This window comes from Lentzea indica, from assembly GCF_012184385.1.
In the GTDB taxonomy this organism is placed as follows: domain Bacteria; phylum Actinomycetota; class Actinomycetes; order Mycobacteriales; family Pseudonocardiaceae; genus Lentzea; species Lentzea indica.
Genome location: NZ_VSRL01000493.1, coordinates 1 through 2268, shown reverse-complemented (window position 1 = coordinate 2268; position 2268 = coordinate 1). Strand labels below are relative to the sequence as shown.

At 69.1% G+C, this 2268-nt stretch carries 1 protein-coding gene and 2 pseudogenes; 1 reads left to right on the top strand and 2 read right to left on the bottom strand.

All coding sequences use genetic code 11. From position 1 onward, the window contains the following. Positions 1-289, bottom strand: a pseudogene (locus tag FXN61_RS48890) (ACP S-malonyltransferase); the annotation flags it as partial. 239 nt (positions 290-528) lie between these two features. Continuing rightward, on the bottom strand, positions 529-1731 hold the full coding sequence (locus tag FXN61_RS48885; RefSeq protein WP_167980557.1) for a PucR family transcriptional regulator: 1203 nt from the start codon (positions 1729-1731) through the stop codon (positions 529-531). A gap of 121 nt (positions 1732-1852) precedes the next feature. Between FXN61_RS48885 and FXN61_RS48880 the strand changes: the two are divergent. Further along, positions 1853-2268, top strand: a pseudogene (locus FXN61_RS48880) (alpha/beta hydrolase); the annotation flags it as partial.

Genomic DNA, 2268 nt, shown 5'->3' with positions numbered 1-2268 from the left:
GGCCGTCGAACGCGTCGTCGGCGCTGATGACGCCCGCGATCGACGCGGCGGCCAGCTCACCGACCGAGTGGCCGGCGACGATCACGCCGGCGGGCAGCTCGACGCGGCGGCGCAGCTCACCGAACGCGAGCAGCGCGAGGGCCACGACCAGCGGCTGGGTGATGGCGGTGTCGACGATCTCCTCCGCCTCCGCGGTGGTGCCGAGACGCACGAGGTCGAGGCCCGTGATCTCCGACCACGTGCGGACCTGCTTCTCCGCCCCCTCCAGTTCGAGCCAGGGGGTGAGCATGCCGGGCGTCTGGGACCCTTGTCCGGGCGCGAGGAGTGCGATCACGTCGATTACTAAAGCTGGTGAACCCACCGGTACCCCATGCCGTAAAGAACGAAGTACTGCGATCGTATTTGTAGAGATCCTACAAAAGTGTCAGCCAGGTGAACGCCGCCCGACGTATGCCCAGCTCAGCGGGTGGGCAGGTCGTTTGGCTCTCACCCTAACGGATGTGTGCGAAGTCCGTCACAGGCCGTTCGCTACCACAGCCCCCGTGAGCGGGCAAGGCGTCCTACAGACAAAGCGACGCGAAGCACAAGCGCGTCTCGAGCGTCATGTGCATTTCTTCCCGTCATTTCCTGAACGCGGCGAAGGCGATATCTGACCGTGTTCGGGTGCACGAACAGTCTTTTCGCGCACGTCTCCAGCACGCCGCCGACCTCCAGGAACGCGTCCACGGTCTCCAGCAGCGCGCCGCCGGCGTCCTCCAACGGGCGGGCAACCCTGTCGACGAGCTGCCATTCGGCCTCCGGATCGCCCGCGAGCGCCCGTTCCGGCAGCAGGTCGAGCGAGCGGACAGGCCTGGGAGCGGCCGGCCAGCCCACGACGGCCCGCAGCCCGCTCAACGCGTCACTGGCACTGCGATGGGCCTCGGAAAGGCTGGCAACGGTGGGCCCCGCCACCACGGGCCCCTCGCCGAAGCCCTCGGAGATGCGCCCGAGCACGTCCTCACCGGTCTCCGTGGGTCCGCCGAGCACGACGACCAGCCGTGAGCCCTGCACGGACAGCAGCACCGGCCGTCCCGCGCGGGCGGCCTTGCTGCGCACCGAGTAGACGATCGTCGGCGGATCCTCACCACCCGGATTGCCGACCAGCACCGTCGCTTCGAGCGCCGGGTCCCAGCCGAGCGCCGCGGCCCTGCTGAGCAACGACTCCTCGGGGTCGCCACGCACGATGCCGTCCACGACCAGCGCTTCCAGTCGCGCGTCCCACGCACCGCGCGCCTCGGCGGCCGCCGCGTAGGAGGTGGCGGCGGAGAACGCGATCTCCCGCCCGTACCGCAGCACGCCCTCCATCAGCAGCGCGCGCTCGGCCTCGTTCGCCGCCATCGCCGGCATCTGCTCCTCGAACAGCTCCAGCGCTATCCGGACCAGCTCGACGGTCTGGCGCAGGCTCACCCAGCGGGAGATGTCCTTGGGCGCACTGCGGAAAGCGTCGGCGGTAAGCCGGATCGCCTGCTGCCGGTCGTGCAGCCACTCGACGAACCCCGCCACACCGTTCTGGATCAGCAGCAGCACGCTCGCACGCTGGTCGGCCGGCATCCTGGCGAACCACGACAGCCGCTGCTCCATCTCGGCCACGCTCGCGGTCGCGAGCGAACCCGACGCGCGCTCGATCTTGCGCATCGTGCGGGCGGAGAGGGTCGGCGGATGCTCCTCCTTCACCTCGGCTGTCTTGGTCATACTCGCAGCTTAAGCCGTTGGAGGTGACATCACCGGGACGGGTGACACAACCCATGAAGCCGAGTGAACGGCCATACCTTCGGGCAGCAGAGGTCTTGTCGTTCGGCGCGGAGGTTTCGTCTTGCCTAGGTTCCTGGCTTTCGTCCTGGGAGTGGTCGTGCTCACCGCCACGGGAATGACAGCCTCCGCCGATCCTCCCGACCCCCTCGCCGAGTACACCGCCCAGCCGGTGAAGTGGGCGCAGTGCAGCGGGAAGCTCAGCGAGCTGGAATGCGCGACGCTCGTCGCGCCGCTCGACTACACCAAACCGGCCGGCGACCGGATCAACCTGACGATCAGCCGCAAGAAGGCGGCGGCGCAGGACCGCAGGCGCGGCGTGCTGTTCACCAATCCGGGTGGACCTGGCGGCTCAGGGCTCGGCCTGCCGCTGTTCCTGGGCAAGTCCGAGCTCGCGCAGGTCTACGACGTGATCGGCATCGATCCGCGCGGCGTCGGCGGCTCCACGGCGCTGAACTGCCGTGCCGCGCCCGCGATCGC

Excerpts from the sequence above, each read along its gene's own strand:
- FXN61_RS48885 (WP_167980557.1), bottom strand. The coding sequence starts at position 1,731 with ATGACCAAGACAGCCGAGGTGAAGGAGGAGCATCCGCCGACCCTCTCC.